The 16515-nt window shown below is 68.4% G+C and carries 15 protein-coding genes; 4 read left to right on the top strand and 11 right to left on the bottom strand.

The genetic code is table 11. The features are described from left to right. Positions 1–6 precede the first annotated feature (6 nt). The 8 genes from BMZ21_RS19380 to BMZ21_RS19345 form a co-directional block, all read right to left on the bottom strand. Positions 7–846, bottom strand: coding sequence for a sugar phosphate isomerase/epimerase family protein (locus BMZ21_RS19380; protein ID WP_091837852.1), 840 nt, complete (start codon positions 844–846; stop codon positions 7–9). A gap of 116 nt (positions 847–962) precedes the next feature. Beyond that, positions 963–1577, bottom strand: coding sequence for an NIPSNAP family protein (locus BMZ21_RS19375; protein WP_091837849.1), 615 nt, complete (start codon positions 1575–1577; stop codon positions 963–965). Between the two features lie 21 nt (positions 1578–1598). Next, positions 1599–3317: an FAD-dependent oxidoreductase gene (locus BMZ21_RS19370; protein WP_091837846.1), complete on the bottom strand. Its 1719-nt coding sequence runs from the start codon at positions 3315–3317 to the stop codon at positions 1599–1601. Next, the gene (locus tag BMZ21_RS19365; protein ID WP_091837844.1) at positions 3314–5050 is read right to left on the bottom strand and encodes an FAD-dependent oxidoreductase; all 1737 of its coding nucleotides are present in this window, start codon (positions 5048–5050) and stop codon (positions 3314–3316) included. Before BMZ21_RS19365 ends, BMZ21_RS19370 begins: the two co-directional genes overlap by 4 nt. A gap of 9 nt (positions 5051–5059) precedes the next feature. After that, a complete protein-coding gene (locus BMZ21_RS19360) occupies positions 5060–5866 on the bottom strand; it encodes a shikimate dehydrogenase family protein (RefSeq protein WP_091837841.1) in 807 nt (268 codons plus the stop codon). An 81-nt stretch (positions 5867–5947) separates the two neighbouring features. After that, positions 5948–8470 carry a branched-chain amino acid ABC transporter ATP-binding protein/permease gene (locus BMZ21_RS19355; protein WP_091837838.1) on the bottom strand — a complete coding sequence of 841 codons (2523 nt, stop codon included), beginning with the start codon at positions 8468–8470 and terminating at the stop codon, positions 5948–5950. Continuing rightward, positions 8467–9336 (bottom strand): branched-chain amino acid ABC transporter permease, encoded by an 870-nt coding sequence (locus BMZ21_RS19350; protein ID WP_091837835.1) that lies wholly within the window; start codon positions 9334–9336, stop codon positions 8467–8469. The genes BMZ21_RS19355 and BMZ21_RS19350 overlap by 4 nt, the downstream gene beginning before the upstream one ends. Before the next feature lie 92 nt (positions 9337–9428). Beyond that, positions 9429–10700 (bottom strand): ABC transporter substrate-binding protein, encoded by a 1272-nt coding sequence (locus BMZ21_RS19345; RefSeq protein WP_091837832.1) that lies wholly within the window; start codon positions 10698–10700, stop codon positions 9429–9431. A 201-nt stretch (positions 10701–10901) separates the two neighbouring features. Here BMZ21_RS19345 and BMZ21_RS19340 point away from each other — a divergent pair, with 201 nt between their 5' ends. The 4 genes from BMZ21_RS19340 to BMZ21_RS30410 all read left to right on the top strand — a co-directional run bounded on the left by BMZ21_RS19340 (position 10902) and on the right by BMZ21_RS30410 (position 14016). Next, positions 10902–11948 carry a Gfo/Idh/MocA family protein gene (locus tag BMZ21_RS19340; RefSeq protein WP_091837829.1) on the top strand — a complete coding sequence of 349 codons (1047 nt, stop codon included), beginning with the start codon at positions 10902–10904 and terminating at the stop codon, positions 11946–11948. A gap of 4 nt (positions 11949–11952) precedes the next feature. Beyond that, a complete protein-coding gene (locus tag BMZ21_RS19335; protein ID WP_091837826.1) occupies positions 11953–12810 on the top strand; it encodes an IclR family transcriptional regulator in 858 nt (285 codons plus the stop codon). A 42-nt stretch (positions 12811–12852) separates the two neighbouring features. Next, positions 12853–13686 carry a sugar phosphate isomerase/epimerase family protein gene (locus BMZ21_RS19330; RefSeq protein ID WP_091837823.1) on the top strand — a complete coding sequence of 278 codons (834 nt, stop codon included), beginning with the start codon at positions 12853–12855 and terminating at the stop codon, positions 13684–13686. Positions 13687–13860: 174 nt separating this feature from the next. After that, positions 13861–14016, top strand: coding sequence for a hypothetical protein (locus BMZ21_RS30410; protein WP_167561679.1), 156 nt, complete (start codon positions 13861–13863; stop codon positions 14014–14016). A 33-nt stretch (positions 14017–14049) separates the two neighbouring features. Here BMZ21_RS30410 and BMZ21_RS19325 read toward each other — a convergent pair whose 3' ends face one another. The 3 genes from BMZ21_RS19325 to BMZ21_RS19315 all read right to left on the bottom strand — a co-directional run bounded on the left by BMZ21_RS19325 (position 14050) and on the right by BMZ21_RS19315 (position 16462). Further along, on the bottom strand, positions 14050–14739 hold the full coding sequence (locus tag BMZ21_RS19325; RefSeq protein WP_167561678.1) for a GntR family transcriptional regulator: 690 nt from the start codon (positions 14737–14739) through the stop codon (positions 14050–14052). Positions 14740–14892: 153 nt separating this feature from the next. After that, on the bottom strand, positions 14893–15711 hold the full coding sequence (locus BMZ21_RS19320) for a sugar phosphate isomerase/epimerase family protein (RefSeq protein WP_167561677.1): 819 nt from the start codon (positions 15709–15711) through the stop codon (positions 14893–14895). 10 nt (positions 15712–15721) lie between these two features. Further along, positions 15722–16462 carry an SDR family NAD(P)-dependent oxidoreductase gene (locus BMZ21_RS19315; protein ID WP_091837813.1) on the bottom strand — a complete coding sequence of 247 codons (741 nt, stop codon included), beginning with the start codon at positions 16460–16462 and terminating at the stop codon, positions 15722–15724. Positions 16463–16515: the final 53 nt, after the last annotated feature.

Here is a 16515-nt window from a genome sequence, read left to right as displayed (position 1 = left end):
CTCTGTTTACCGACGCAGCGAAGCGCCCTTGGCCACCGCCGCATCGCGGGCGGCGAGGGTGTTGCGCGCCGCTGCGAGTGCCTGGCGGGCCCATTCGCGGACACCGAGCTGCGCGGTGCGTTCGAGATGCGGGACCTCGACGCTGACCGGCAGCTCGGCCGGGAGCTGGCTGAAGATGCCGACGAGGTCGATGCCGCCCTCGCCCGGCAGCAGGCGGGCCTGCCGGGCGGTGTGGATCAGGCCTTCGGTCGTGGTGGGGATCTCGGCCGGTGCGTCGCAGAGCTGGGCATAGCTCAGGCGCGCGGTCGGGATCGCGGCGATGTCGGCGAGCGTGGTGCTGGAGCGGCCGGCATGGAGCGCATCGACCAGAACGCGGCCATTGGGCTGATCGGCGCCGGTGACGATGCGCAGTGCCGTGCTGGCGTCCGGAACCTGTGTCCACGGCATGAATTCGAGGTCGCCGGTGAGGCCATACGGCGCCGCCGCAGCGCAGAAGGCGGCGAAGGAGGCTGTGAGACGCGCCTCGTCAGGATCGTCGCCGGCGACCAGCACGGCGCGGGCCTGCAGCGCGCCGCAGACATCAAGGAAGGGCCTGACGGCCTCGACGGAAAAATCGGCGCCGAGCCGGATGATCTCGACATCGAAGACCGGGACGCCGTCGGCGATGGCGCGCCGGGTTTCGGCCAGCAGCGCGGTATCCTCGATCAGCGGGCTGGTGTCGCCGCCCGGCGCTGCCGGGAGGGCGCGCAGGCCGACGGTGTCATAGCCGAGTTCGGCGGCGAGCCGGACCGCATCGGGCGGGCTCAGCGGCACGGTGGTGAGATAGGCCAGCGACATCAGCGGCATGACGGGTATCCCTGTTCGAGTGCGCCGATGCCTGGTTCAATCGTCGGCACATTCTCATCCTTGTTGCGAAGCATGATCTTTTCGGAAAACCGGTTTCCACTTGTCCGGATCATGCTTCAGGCGAGCGGCGAGATCGCGGTCGGCAGCGCGATCGTCGAATACATCTCGCCGGTCAGCCATTCCGGCCCGCCCTTGGGCGGCCAGATGCCCTTCGCGACGGCCTCGGCCCTGACGGCGGCACGCTGGTCGAGGCTGGCGAAGGGCCAGATATGCGTGAAGCGCGGCGGGCCGTCGAGCGCGTACATGGCGATGACGAGCGGGGAGAGCGCGACGCGCGCCGGCACGGCCGCCTGCCAGGCGGCGATCGTCGCCGGCACGCCGCCATGCTTCAGCATATAAGTTCGGATCTCGTAGACCGCGCCGAGCTTGCCGGGCTGCACCGGCGGCAGGAAGGGGAAGGGCGCATAGCTGTCGAAGGCGAGCCTGGCGATGTCCTCGCCGGCTCCGAACGGGTTGCCGCTTGAGAGCAGGCGCTGGCGCTCCGACAAGAGCTCGGTCTCGTCGGCGAAGCTGCGCAGCAGGATGACCTGGTTGAGCGTGCCGATCTCGCTCGCCCAGCAGCCGAGCAGGCGGCCCTTCGCCTCCGGTGCCTTCAGTGCGGCGTCGACCGCGGCGACGACCGCTCCGGCCTTGCCGAGGCGGACGGTGAGGGTGGCGATGTCATAGCGCATGGCGGTTCTCCGGGCGCGGGATCAGGAACGGTTGTTGGCGAGCGGGATGCCGCCGGCATGGTGGGCGGCGACGTAGCCGAAGGTCATGGCCGGGCCGAGGGTGATGCCGCCGGCCGGATAGCGGCCGGCCATCATGCTCGACATGTCGTTTCCGACCGCATAGAGGCCCGGAATCGGCGCATCGTGCTCATCGAGCACGCGCGCCTGCGCGTCGGTCCTGAGGCCGGCGAAGGTGCCCAGGCTGCCGGGCACGATCCTGACCGCATAGAACGGCCCCGGGCCGAGCGGCGCGACGCACGGGTTCGGCTGATTGTCGGCCGCGCCCTGGATGCGGTTGTAGGGCGTATCGCCGCGGCCGAATTCGGGGTCGCGGCCCTCGGCGGCGGTGGCGTTGTAGGCGTCGAGGGTGCGGGCCAGCCCGTGGGCATCGATGCCGCAGGCCGACGCAAGCTCGGCGATCGTCGTGCCGCGCTTGAGATAGCCGTTGCTGAGCCAGGGCTGGATCGGGAAGGGCCGCGGCCGGACGCGGCCGAGCCCATAGCGGCGCAGGAAGGCGTGATCGCAGATCAGCCAGGCTTGCGCCGGCTCGCCCGCGGGCGTCGCGGCAAAGAGGGCCTGCATCACGTCGTGATAGGAATCGGCCTCGTTGCAGAAGCGCCTGCCGTCCCGGCGCACCATCAGCGCGCCGGGCTTGGCCCGCTCGACCAGATGCGGGAAGCGGCCAGGCTCGCCACCCGGCTTCGGCACCAGCGAGACCGGGGCCCAGGCGCCGGCGTGCGTGAGGTCCGACCGGACATGTCCCCCGGCGGCCTCGCCGAGCCTGAGGCCGTCGCCGGTATTGCTGCAAGGCGCCGCAGACCAGTGCTCGCGGCCGGTCGGCGCATGCGGGAACAGCGCCGACTTGCGGGCGAGATCATGCGGGAAGCCGCCGGTGGCGAGCACGACGCCGCGTGTCGCCCGGATTGTCCGGCGTGTGCCCTCGTGCTCGATAACGGCGCCGGCGATGCGCTCGCCGTCGCGCAGCAGTTCCACCGCCGCGGTCTCCTTCAGCAAGGCTATACCGACATCATCGGCCGATTTGAGCAGGCGCGCGACAAGGGCGTTGCCGTTGACCAGATGCAGGCCGCGGCCATGGCTGGCGCGATCAATGAAGTGGCGCGCCAGCCGGCGCAGGACATGCAGGAAGGAGGGAAGCTTGCGCGTCGCATTGAGGAAATGCTGGAGGTCGGCGCCCGACGCGATGTTCATGCCGAAGGGTGCGATCTCTTCGAGCGGCGGGCGCAGGTCCTGCAGGCGTGCGCCGAGCTCGCGCCCGTCATAGGGCTTGGCGCAGAGCGAGCGGCCGCCGGCGCCTGCGCCGGGGACGTTGCCGTGGAAATCAGGCATCAGGTTGCCGTCGATGAAGTCGACCGTGCTCTCGCGCCGGAAGAAATCGACCATGCGCGGCCCGTGCTCGATCAGCATGGTGACGAAGGCCTCGTCATAGCCTTCGCCGAGTTCGTGGCGAAGATAGGTGCGGATCGTCTCCTCGTCCTCGTCGATGCCGGCGGCGCGGGCGAGCGGGTTGCGCGGCAGCCACATCCAGCCGCCGGACCAGGCGGTGGTGCCACCGAAATGGCGCTCCTTCTCGATCACGACGACATCGAGGCCGAGCACGGCCGCGGTGACGGCGCTCGCCAGCCCGCCGGCACCGGAGCCGATCACCAACAGATCGCAGGAGCTGGGCAGGTCGCTGCTCATTCCGCAGCGCGCTCCGCTGGCGGGCGCAGGCCGAGTGCGTGGCGGATCGCGCACCAGGCGAAGGTGATAGCCGGGCCGATGGTAATGCCGGGGCCGGGATAGGTCCCGCCCATGACGGACTGCGCCTCGTTTCCGCAGGCATAGAGCCCGCCGATCGGCCGGTCGCCCTCACCGAGCACCTGCGCGTTCTCGTCGATGACGAGGCCTGTGGCGGCGCCGATATCGCCGGGCGTCAGCTTGACCGCGTAGAAGGGGGCCGTCGCGATCGGGCCGAGCGTCGGATTGGGCAGGCCGCGCGAGGCGTCGCCGTTGACGCGGTGATAATTGGTGGTGCCGCGGCCGAATTCGGGATCGACGCCGCTGCGGGCATGGTCGTTCATGCGGGCGATGGTGTCGCCGAGCGCAGCGGGATCGATCGAAAGCTTGCCGGCGAGTTCGGCGATGGTCGCGCCTTCGACGAGATAGCCGTCGGCGAGGAAGGGGTTCAGGTTGCGCGTGCCCATCCTGACCATGCCGAGCCCGTAGCGCCTGAGACCTTCGGCGTCGGTGATGATCCAGCAGGGGATGGTCGGACGCGTCCGGTTCGCCTCGAACATGGCGCGGCTGAACAGATGATAGGAGGTGGATTCGTTGACGAAGCGCCGGCCGGTCTGGTCGACACAGACAGTGCCCGGCTTGCTGCGGTCGAGTACGAAATGCGGGAAGACCGCGGTGCTGCCATCCGGCCTTTTCCGCGTCGAGACGGGCGCCCAATAAGCGTTGTCCCGGCTGCCCTCGCCGAAGCGCGCGCCGAGCTTGAGCGCCAGGTCCTGCATCGCGCCGGTATGGCCGGGGGCGGCCGGGCTGAGCGCCGGCGTCGGTGAGTGCAGCATGGCGCCGCGGCGCTGCGGATGGCGGTTGAAGCCGCCGGCGGCGAGCACAACGGCGAGGCCAGCCGCGATCGCGCGCGTCGCACCGCCCTGCTCGACGACGACGCCGGTGACGCCGTCAGGGCCGCTCTGCAGTTCGGTGATCGCGGCGTTGAGCAGGACGCTGCCGCCATGCTGCTTCAGGGTCAGCAGCAGGCTGCCGATCAGGGCGTTGCCCATGACGAGGCGTGTGCCGCGCTTGCCGCTCAGGCGGTCGAGACCGTAGCGGCCGAGAATGGCGGCTGCGTGCTTGAAGGAGGCCCAGGACGTCCGGAGCTTGAGCAGGTGGCCGATATCGGTGCGGTCGATCATCATGCCGCCGAACAGGGTGAATTCCGGGATCGGCGGGCGGATACGCTGGAGATCGGCGCCGAGCCGGCGGCCATCGAAGGGGATCGGCTCCAGGGCGCGGCCGCGCAGGGTCGAGCCTTCCACATCCGACTCGTAATCGGGATGGGTCGCGTAGGGGCGGAAATGCACCGCGGTGCGCTGTTCCAGCGTGGCGATCGCCTGCGGCCCCGCGCGCAGGAAGGCTTCGCGCAGCTGCGCCGAGGAATGGTTGCCGACGACGCCGTCGAGGAAACGAGCAGCCTTTTCAAATGAGTCCCCGGTCGCGACCTTTTCGGCATGAAGCGAGTTCGGAATCCAGGTGGTGGCGGCGGAGAGGGCACTGGTGCCGCCGACGTACTCGGTGCGCTCGACGACCAGCACCGAGCGGCCCTCGATCGCGGCGAAGACGGCCGCCGCCAGTCCTGCCGCGCCGGAGCCGGCGACGATGACGTCGTAGGAGGTCTGTTCCGGCAGGGCCGCCAGCGTCGTGAACATCACAGAACCTCAGCCGATGCGCTCGCCGGCGAGCAGGAAGTCGACCATGGCGCTCTGCAGCGCCTGGTACATGTCGCTGCCGGTCGAGGTCGGGCAGCCGCGCTTGCGGGCAGCCTCGATCAGCGGTGAGACCACGGGAACCGTGATGACGCAGCCGACGAAAGTCCCGGGCGCAAGCTTGTCGACCTCGACCGGCAGCGGGTCACCGGGCTTCATGCCGGCCGGAGAGGCATTGGCGACGAGCTCGAATCCGGTTGGATCGGCCGAGCCGACGATGACCTTCGTGCCGCCCCGCCCGTCGAGGCGGGCGATCAGCCGGTCGCGGCGCTCGGCGTCGGCATCGTGGATGGCGAGTTCGCTGACGCCGGCATCGACGAGGGCGAGCGCGATCGCCGAGCCGGCGCCGCCGGCGCCGACCAGCAGGGCGCGCTTGCCGGCAGGCTCGCCGCCATTGGCCTTGACCGCGCCGACGAAGCCGAGCCCGTCAACGATGTCGCCATGCCAGGCGCCGTCCTTGCGCCGGCGCATGATGTTGACGGTGCCGAGGAAGTCGCCGCGCTCGGTCGCGCTGGCGCAATGGCGATGGCAGGCGAACTTGTGAGGCACGGTGACGATGATGCCGTCGCAGTTCGGCACATGGTCGAGCGCGCTCAGGAAGGCAGCGAGATGGTCTGGCGCGACGCGCACCGGCGCGACGATGCCGTCATGGCCGCGCGCGGCGAAGGCGGCGGTCATGCCGGCCGGCGACTTCACCTGTGCGATCGGCTCGCCGACGATGACATTGAGGCGGGTCGCGCCGGTGATGGTGATGCTCATGGTGATGTCCTCCGGCCGCAGCAGTTTTGAGTTGGCCCATTTTCTTCACGCGAACCGGTGTCCACTTCGCTCGAAAATGCTTTAGGCCGCACGAGTGTCCTGGGTTTCGACGACGCCGAGAAGCCGCGCCTGCAAGGCTTCGTCATGCTCCAGCTGGGCGGCCTCGCCGGCGAAGGCGACCTGGCCGTTGACCAGCACATAGGCGCGGTCGACGATCGGCAGCACGAGCTCGGCATGGTGCTCGACGATGACCATGGCGACACGTCCGCGCAGCTTCACCAGCGCTTCCATGACCTCGTTGACCACGGCCGGGGCCAGGCCCTCGAAGGGCTCGTCGAGCAGGACGAGCTTGCTCGGCACCATCAAGGCTCGGGCGATCGCGACCATCTGGCGCTCGCCGCCGGAGAGGTTCTCCGCCTTGGCGGCCTGGCGCGTCCTGAGGCGCGGGAACAGAGCGAAGGCCTCCTCCAGCGTGATGCCGCCCGGCCGCTGCGCCAGCAAAAGGTTCTCGGTGACGGTGAGGTTGGGGAAGAGCCGGCGCCCCTCCGGCACCAGTGAGATGCCGAGCCGGTTGATCTCGAAGGGCCTGAGCTTGCGCAGGTCCGTGCCGGCGAAGCTGATCGAGCCTGCGTCGAGAGGCAGGCTGCCGGTCAGCGCGCGCAGCGTCGTGGTCTTGCCGACGCCGTTGCGGCCGAGCAGCGCGACAGCCTCGCCCTCGCGGATGGTAAGATCGACCCCGGAGAGAACGGTGCTGCCGCCATAGCCGACGGCGATGCCTTCTGCATTGAGCAGGACCGGGCTCGTCGCGCCCGCACGTCGTGTCACTGCTGGGGCGGACGCCCGCTCGCCGTCCTGGGCGGCGCCGAGATAGGCGGCGATGACCTCGGGATTGCGCGCGACCTCGGCCGGCTTGCCGTCGGCGATCATCCGGCCCTGATGCAGCACCGAGATGCGGTCCGAGATGGCCAGGACCCGGTCGATGTCGTGCTCGATCAGCAGCACGGCGTGGCGTTGGGCGAGCTTGCGGATGAGGTCGGCGACGACGATGCGATCGGCTTCGGCCAGGCCCGCCAGCGGCTCGTCGAGCAGCAGCAGCTTGGCCTCGATCGCCAGGGTGACGCCGATCTCGAGCAGGCGCTTGGCGCCATGCGGCAGGTCCTGGGCGAGCTCGGCGGCCTGATCAGCGAGACCGACGGCGTCGAGGATCGACCAGGTTCGCGCGTTGATCGCCTGATCGGCATGGGCATCGCGCAGCAGGCCGCGCGCGCCGATCCGCTGCGCCTGCACGGCGATGCGGACATTCTCGAAGGCGCTGAGATTCGGGAAGATCGAGAGGATCTGGAAGGAGCGGCCCATGCCGAGCCGGGCGCGCGCATGCATCGGCAGGCGGGTGACCTCGCTGCCCTCGAAGAAGACCTGGCCGCTGGTGGGCCGCAATACGCCGGTCAGCATGTTGTAGAAGGTGGTCTTGCCGGCGCCGTTGGGGCCGATGATCGAGTGCAGCACGAAGGGCTTGACCTGAAGGTCGATCTCCCGGGCCGTCACCAGGCTGCCGAACTGCTTGGAGAGCTTGCGCGTCTCCAGGATCGGCTTGTCCGGATCCATCGCCTGGGCGGCGCTGACATAGGGCTCGATCAGCGCCGGCCGCGGCGGGATGCTGCCCCGGGTCAGGGTCCAGCGCTGCTTGCCGATGAGGCGCTGGGCCAGGCCCTGGATGCCCTCCGGCGAGAGCAGGGCGAACAGAATCAGGATCGGCGCGAAGATCAGCCACCAGTTCTCGGTGATCGCCGAGAGCCGGTTCTCCAGGATGATGAAGGTGATCGCGCCCCAGAGCGGGCCGAGGAAATGATGCACGCCGCCGAGCACCGTCATCAGCAGCGCGTCGCCCGCATGCTGCCAGCTCAGATTATTGGCGTAGACGCCCTGCAGCAGGAAGGTCAGCAGCGCGCCGGAAAAGCCGACGAAGCCGGCCATCAGCACGAAGGAGCCGAGCCGGAGCAGGTAGACGTTGAAGCCGAGGCTGCGGGCGCGCTGCTCATTGTCGCGCACCGCCTGGAGCGCCCTGCCGAAGGGCGAATGCACCAGCCGCCAGAGCAGGCAGATGCCGGCAACGACGGCGGCCAGCACGAAGAGATGGAAGGAGAGGTCGCTGGCGAAGCTGGCGCGGGCGACGCCTTGCAGGCCGTTCTCGCCGCCGGTGACGGCCGTCCACTTGAAGGCGACCTCGAAGGCGATCTGCGAGCAGGCCAGCGTCAGCAGCGAGAAATAGAGGCCCTTGCGGCGCAGGATCAGCGCGCCGAGCCCGAATGCCAGCACGAGCGAGAACAGCACGGCGAGCACGATGCCGAAGACGTCGTTGCTGATCCGCCCGAGCACGAAGAAGGCGGCGGCATAGCTGGCGCAGCCGAAGAAGACTGAGGCACCGAACGGGACGAGCCCGGTATAGCCGACGAGCAGGTTCACGCCCATGCCGTAGAGCGTGTAGATCGCGATTTGGGTGATCAGGCCGATCGGCGCGCCGAGGCTGAGCCAGAGCAGCGTCAGGCCGGAGAGGACGAGGCTGGCCCAGAGGGCGGGATGCGCAAGGAAGCCGCGGGCGTTCATTCGAAGCGCTCCCACTTTTCACCGAAGAGGCCACGGGGACGCACGAGCAGGATCGCCGCCATCAGCACATACATCGCAGCGCCGGCCCATTCCGGCTGGAACTGGATGGTCATGGCGATGGTGACGCCGACGAGCAGCCCGGCGACGATAGCGCCGGCATAGGAGCCGAGCCCGCCGATCGTGACGATGACGAAGGCCGGCATGATCGCGCTCGCCGCCATGGTCGGCGTCACCGTCCAGAGGGGGGCTGCGAGCAGTCCAGCCAGGCCGGCGAGCAGACAGCCGATGCCGAAGACGAAGCTGAACACCACCGGCAGGTTGATACCGAGCAGGCCGACCATCTCGGCATCGCGCGAGCCGGCCCGGATGATCCGGCCGAAGGGCGTGTAGGTCAGGAAGGCCCAGAAGGCGACGAGAGCGGCGACCGTCACCAGCAGCACGAACATCCGGTATTTGGTCAGCAAGACCGGCCCGTATTCGACGAAGCCGGAGAGGAAGCGCGGCGCGCTGAACGGCAGGGGCGCCCCGCCGAAGATCATGCGCAGCACCGCCTCGAACAGCAGCGCCAGCGCGAAGGTCAGGATCAGGCCGAGCAGCGGCTCCTTGCCGTAGAGATGGCGGATCAGCACGATCTCGACCAGCATGCCGAGCGCGCCGGTGACGAAGGGCGCGAGCAGCGCCGCCCACCAGCCGAATTCGCGCGCCAGCACCAGAGCGACATAGGCGCCGACAGCGAAGAAGGCGCCATGGGCGAAGTTCACGATGCCGAGCAGCCCGAAGATGATCGAGAGCCCGACGGCGATCAGCACATAAAGGAAGCCCAACACCAGGCCGTTCACAGCCTGGGACAGGATCATATCGAGCATGGCAGGCGCTCCTCGAACGGGCGCGGCGAGGGAAGAGGAAGGGACCGGCCGGCGCGTGGCTCGGCCGGTCCTTCATCCGGCTGGACGGAGCGTCAGAGCGCGTCCATCTTGCAGGCGCTTTCGGCCTGCGAGCCGAAGGCCTTGTCGATGTCCCCTTGCGTCTTCGGCAGCTCGGCCTTGATGTCGAAATAGTCCCATTTGTCGGTGATCTTCGGCTTGATGCCGGCGATCAGCAGGCGATTGACCATCTGATGGTCGAAGTCGCGATAGTGGACATCGAGGTCGCCGCGCTTGACCTGCCATTTCTCCAGCGCGGCGACGATCGCCGCCGGCTCGGTCGACTTGGCAGCCTCGATCGCGTCGAGCAGGCTCTTCATGCCGAACCAGCCCATCCACGCCTTGTCGGCGGCGGGGCGGTTGTATTTCTTCTCATAGGCCGCCGCCATCGCCTGCTCTTCCGGCGGATTGTTCGGGTTCTTGTAGTACCAGGTCAGGGTGTAGAGCCCGTCGGCAGCCTCGGGCCCGACGCCCCAAAGGTCGGTATTGCCCACCGAGATCTCGGCGAAGGGGATACGGCCCTTCATGCCGAGCTCGTTCCACTGCTTCAGGAAGGTCGTGAGGTCGCTCGCCGCGACGCCGCCGATGACCACATCGGGCCTGGCGGCGCGGATCTTCAGGATGAAGGAGCTGTAGTCGGGCGTGCCGACCGGCACCTCGTCGGCGCCGACGATGGTGATGCCGTTCGCCTTGGCGTAGGCCTCGAAGGCCCTCTTGATGTCCTGGCCGAAGGCGTAGGCGGCGGTCAGCAGGTACCACTTCTTGCCGATCTCGCCGCAATAGGGCGCGAGCGCGCGAACATGCACCTCGACCGGCGGCTGCAGGCGGAAGGTATACTTGTTGCAGGATTTTCCGGTGAGGTCGCCGGTCGCGGCGTTGGCGGCGACATAGGGGATCTTGGCCTTCTTCGCCACGGCCGAGATGCCCAATGCGAAGGAGCTCAGTGCGCCGCCGACCATGCCGACGACCTTGTGCTCGCCGACGAGGCGCTCGGCGTTCTGCTGGGCGCCCTGCGGATTGGGCTCGTCGAGCCAGACGATTTCGGCGGGGCGACCGAGCAGGGTGTTGTTGCGCTGCTCAAGCGCCAGCATGCCGCCCTGGGCGAGATATTCCGACTGGTCGACGATGCTGCCGGTCTTGGCCCAGATCATGCCGATCTTGATCGGCTCGGCCGCGGCGGCGTTGCCGATATAGGGCATGCCGAGCCGGGCCGATGCGAGCCCGCTCGCGCCAAGCGAGCCGGCGCCGAGGAGCAGGCTCCGGCGCCTGATGGTGGAAATCCGCTGCGGCTTGTCTGAGTCGGTCACGACGTCCCTCCCTGCGTTGGCGTTCCCCGGAGGCCTTGCCTGGCTCCGATTGGCTGGCTCCGCGATGCGTGCCGGCGGCGATGCTCTAGCATGAATGGAATAGAATTCCAGTCATATTTTCAAAAATGGAATCTTGTTCCAGATAACTTGACCGATGATCCCGCCAGCGGGATAAGGAGGCGCAACGCAGGAGGCCGGGGCATGTCGCCATTCTCAATCGGGATCGTCGGGGCCGGAGCGATCGGTCGCCTCCATGCGGACGTGATCGCGGGAACGGATTTCGCCGTGGTCGCCGGCGTCGCCGATCCGACCGAGGCCGGCCGGGCCTTTTGCGAAGAGCATGGTTTGCGCTGGTTCCCGGATCACCACTCCCTGATCGCCGCGGGTGGTTTGGAGGCGCTGATCGTCGCGACGCCGAACCAGACCCATCTGCCGATCGGGCTCGATGCGATCGCGCAGGGGATTCCGGCGCTGATCGAGAAGCCGGTCGCGGTGACGGTGGCGGAGGGCGAGGAGCTCGCGCGCGCTTCGGCGCGCGCCGGCGTGCCGGTCCTCGTCGGCCATCACCGCCGCTACAACCCGATCATCGCCACGGCGCGCGAGACGGTGCAGAGCGGCGGGCTCGGACGGCTGACCACCGCCACGGTGCTCTACACCTTCTACAAGCACGACGCCTATTTCGATCTGGCCTGGCGGCGCGAGCCCGGCGGCGGGCCGGTTCTGATCAACCTGATCCACGAGATCGACCTGATCCGCTTCATCTGCGGAGAGATCGTCGCGGTCCAGGCCGTCACCTCCGATCGCATCCGCGGCCTGCTGGTCGAGGATACCGCCGCAGTGCTGCTCGAACTCGCGAATGGCGCGCTGGTGACGGTCAGCCTGTCCGACACTGCGGTGACGCCGTGGAGCTGGGACCTGTCCTCGGGCGAGTTGCCGAACTATCCGGCGCAGCCGGCACCGGTGGCCTCGCATTTCCTGTCGGGGACGGAAGGCTCGCTGACGCTGCCCGGGCTCGATCTCTGGCGCTATGACGGGCAGAAGAGCTGGTTCGCGCCGATCTCACGGCAGACGCTGCCGATCACGCGCGAAAGCCCTTATCTGCGTCAGCTGCGTCACCTTCGCGATGTCGTGCGCGACGGCGCCAAGCCGCTGATCGACGCCGCCGATGCGACCCGCACCTTGCGGGCCACACTTGCCGTCCACGAAGCGGCACGCCAGAGACAACGCCAGGAACTCCATGATGGATAGGGCCATGGCGAAGAAGCTCGTCGCTGACACGGAAGAGGCCGAGGCCGATCAGGCTCCGAGCGGGCTGCTTGAGCGGACGCTGGGGGTGATCGAGCTCCTGGCGGCCCATGCGCACGGGCTGCCGCTCTACGAGATCGCCGAGCGGCTGAGCATCCCGCGCAGCGCGACGCATCGTGTCCTGACCAGCCTGGTCGAGCGCGGCTATGTACGCCAGGAGCGCCATCACGGCATGTACCAGCTCACGGCCAAGATCGCCTCGCTCGCCTTCAGCTTTCTCGCCGGCAGCGGCATCACCGATCTCGCCCAGCCGGTGCTCGACCAGCTGGCGCGCGAGACCGCCGAACTGGTCCGCCTCGCTTTGATCGATGGGCGCGAGCTGATCTGGGTGGCAAAGTCGCAAGGCTCACCCTTCGGGCTGCGCTATGACCCCGACATGGGCCAGTCGGGCCGGCTCTCCTGCTCGGCCAGCGGCCATGCCTGGCTCTCCTGCCTGCCTGAGGAGGAGGCGCTCGCGATCGTCGAGCGCCAGGGGTACGGCTCGCGCGAGGAGTTCGGCCCGAAGGCGCCGCAGACGCCGGCGGCCTTGCTCAAATATCTGCGCCAAGCGCGCAAACGCGGCTTCAGCATGGTGAGCCAGACCTATTCGCCCTGGATGAGCGCGACGGCGGCGCCGATCCGCAGCGCCCAGAGCGGCGAGGTCATCGGCGCGCTGGTGATCGCCGGGCCGCATATCCGCCTGACCGAGGAGAAGATGCTGACCTTCTCGCCGATGCTGCTCAGTGCCGCGCGGGAACTGTCGCTCGCGCTGGGAGCGAGCCCGACGCTGGTCTCGCATCAGCCGCGGGGCCCCTTCTTCGGCTGAGGCAAGGCTTCGCAGGCAAACTTCGCAGGGACGCGTGAGAGAATGCAGCTGGCGGCCCATACCTTCGGTTTCGTCTGGCAGGAGGAGGCGGAGGCGGCGGTTGCGGCGCTGGCCGGCGCCGGTTTTCGCCGGATCCAGCTGATGGCTTCGCCGCCGCATTTCGATCCCTGGCTCGATGACGAGGCCCGGACCGCGCGGCTGCGCCGGCTCGTCGAAGACCATGCCCTCGAATTGCTCGCCGTGGACCTCGCCAGCAGCGACATCAACCTCGCCAGTGCCGCGCCCGAGGTCGTCGCCTTCTCGGTCGAGGCCTATCGCCGGCTGGCGCTGCGCTGTGCCGAGCTGGGCGCGCGCCATGTCTGCGTCGGCTCCGGGCGGCGCCACGCGCTGCTCGCCAGGGCCAATGATCGGCTGATGCAGAGCTTCCGGCCGGCTTTCCGTCAGGTGGTGGAAGTAGCGCGCCGGGCTGGGGTCGGCGTCATCTTGGAAAACCATCCGCAGGGGCTGCTCGACAGCGCCGCGACGATCGCACGCTTCCTCGACGAGGAGGGCTATGACGACATCGCGGTGATCTACGACGTCGCGAACGGTTTCGCGATCGGGGAGGATCCGGCGCAGGGCCTGCGCTTGCTCGCCGGGCGCATCGGCATCGTCCATCTCTCGGACAGCCCTGCCGGCCAGTGGCGGCATGATCCGATCGGCAGCGGCGCCATCGATTTTTCCGCGATCAGGTTGGAGCTAGAGCGGCAGGGCTATGCCGGGCCGGTGGCGCTGGAAATCCTGTCGGAGGCGCCGCTCGCAGGGCTGCTCGATGGGGTGGCGCGGCTGGTGGCGCAGGGCTGGCACTTCGACGGGGGGCTGCCGAAAGCTGCCTAGCTCGGCGGTCGCGATACAGGCTGCGCGCACGGCACCATCAGCAAATTCATTTGAACGCGGGCGCGACCGCGTCCAGCCCGGCCGGGACCTTGCGACCTTCAGGATCGACCTGCCGCGCCCGCACAGCATCGCGACGACCAACCTGCCGTCCTGCGCATCCCGCTCGGCGCGGCGATGATCGAGTTCGTGCGGGCCAAGCAGGGCGTCAGCTACATCACCTTCTACCACTGGGAGGTGCGCAACCCCGAGACGATATATGCCGGCCTCGTCGTGGTGATGGCGCTCGGCGTGCTGCTGACCTACGGCCGGCAATGGCTGCAGCCCGGCTGATGCCCTGGCAGCGCTGAGGCCTCGGCCGGAGGCTCAATCCAGCAACGGGCTGAACTGGTCGAGCGAGGAGCTTCGGGGCGCGCGTCCGGTCGCCCTGCGGCCGGGCATCGGCTCGACATCGTAGCGCTTGGCCATCTTCAGGATATGGGTGTTGAGCGCGGCCAGGGCGCCCGGCAGGTCGTCGTTCTCCAGCTTCTCGACAATGTCGAAATGCTCGGCGCTCGCCTCGTTCTTCACCAATGCTGTCGAGCGATGCGAGCGCAGCGCCGAGACCTTGCTGGAAATCAGGCGATAGGCGCTGATCAGATACGGGTTGGCGCTGTTCTCGATCGCCACGAGGTGGAACTCGGTGTCGGCATTGGCGCTGCCATAGTGATCGTCGGCCAGGATCGCCTCATGCATCTTGCGGGCGGCAATCGTCATCGCGGCGAGGGTCTCGTCGCGCTTGCGGGCCATCGCCAGGCTCAGCGCCTCCGCCTCGACCATGCGACGGAATTCGCAGAGATTGCCGATGTCCTCCCGCGTCGGCAGGAAGACGAAGCTGCCACGCTGCGGCCGGATGTCGATCAGGCCCTCCTGCTCCAGCGCCGTCAGCGCCTCATGGACCGGGCTGCGGCTGACCCCGAGCCGGGAGGCGAGCTTGTCCTCCGACAGGGCGTCGCCGAGCTCGACCTCGCCGTCGAGAATGGCCCGGCGCAATCGCTCGGTGACGCGCGCCGTCAACAGCCCTCGTGGCCTTGCATCCACTGTGATGGACCTCCTCGACCCTATCGGATGCCGGCTCGTCCCGAATGAGGCGAGCGGCATCCGCAATCCTGTGGCGTCAGTCAGAAGAGCGGTCTTCCGGCAGGTGGCTTTCTGTCAAGTTGCAAGTGGTCAAGTCGCGAGTGAATCGAGGAATACCCGCGTCGCCTGCATTCCCCGCTTTGCCTTCTCCGTGAAGCTCAGCCCCGCAACGCTTTCATGCGGGGTCTCGACACTGATCCAGATGTCGCTCGGCAGCTGCGCCATCAGCTCCTTCAGCCAGAGATCGCCTTCCGCCGGCAGCAACCGCGCGCCGCGCGCCTCGGCAATGGCATCCGCATCGCTGGCGGGCTGCGCGGACGGTGCGTCGCAGAGCTGGAGATAGAGCATCAGCTCGCGCGGCAGCGCGGCGACGCTGGCCGGGCTGCCGCCCGAGCGCGACAGGTGCAGCGTGTCCAGCAGGATACCGACATTGTCGCGACCGGAGGCTCGCGCCAGCGCGGCGGCGTCTTCGATCGTCGCAGCAGTGCGCCAGCGCATGAACTCGATCGCCATCTTGATGCCGTGCCGGGCGGCGGCATCGGCGATCCGCCCGAGATTGTCGGCGGCGCGCGATCCCTCGGGGTCTTCCGAGGTGATCTGCATGATCGGCATGCCGAACTCGGCGGCGGTCTCGATCACCGGCAGCCAGGCCTCGACATCGGTCTGCGGCAGCAAGGTGAAGACCTCGCCATCGAAGAAGCTGACGCCGAGATCGGCGGCCACGGTCTTGATCTGCCGGGTCAGGGCCTTGTCGCCGACGATCGGATGGGCGAGCTCGAGTCCATGCGGCGCGATCAGCCTGAGGCCGGCGGCGTCGTATCCGGCCGCGGCGGCGGCCTGGACATGCTCGACCGGGGGGCAACCGAAAACAGTCAGATATGCGAGCGAAAGGGGATAAGTCTGGTGCAAGGCGAAATCCTCAATAGGTCGCGCGGCCGCCGGACACATCGAAGACCGCGCCCGTCGAGAACGAGCATTCCTCCGAGGCGAGCCAGCCGACCAGCGCCGCGACCTCTTCCGCCCGGCCGAGGCGGCCCATCGGGATCTTGGCGGTGACGAAGGCCTTGAACTCCGGCGTCAGCTGGTTGAGCATCTCGGTCTCGATCGCCGCCGGCGTCACGCAGTTGACCACGATCGGCGTCGTCGCCAGTTCCTTGCCGATCGACTTGGTCAGGCCGATCACGCCGGCCTTCGAGGCGGAGTAGGCGACTGCGTTCGGGTTCCCCTCCTTGCCGGCGATCGAGGCGAGGTTGACGATGCGGCCATAGCCGGTCTTCAGCATCTCGCGCACCGCCGCCTGGCAGCAATGGAAGACGGCATCGAGGTTGAGCGCCATGACGAAGCGCCAGCCCTCGGCCGGATACTCCGCAAACGGGGCGAGCGGGCCGTTATGGCCGGCGCAGGTGACGAGGATGCCGAGCGGGCCGAGATCGGCCACGACCTTCTCGGTGGCGGCAGCGACCGCGGCGGCATCGGTGACGTCGACCTTGTAACCCCTGGCGTTTGGCAGCCTCGCCGCGGCCTGCTCGGCGCGGCCGGCATCGATATCCCAGATCGCGACCCTGTGCCCCTTGGCTGCAAGCCGCTCGGCGATCGGAAAGCCCAACCCGCCCGCTCCGCCGGTCACGATCGCGACTCGAGCCGTTTCCGCTGCCTGCATCTCGCTTCCTCCCTGTTGGCGAGCCGGTGATTACCCACTTGACTCATCCAACA

Source organism: Allobosea lupini (assembly GCF_900109525.1).
Classification (GTDB): Bacteria; Pseudomonadota; Alphaproteobacteria; order Rhizobiales; family Beijerinckiaceae; genus Allobosea; species Allobosea lupini.
The sequence above is the reverse complement of the archived record's forward strand: the minus strand, read 5'-3'. Positions and strand labels throughout refer to the sequence as shown.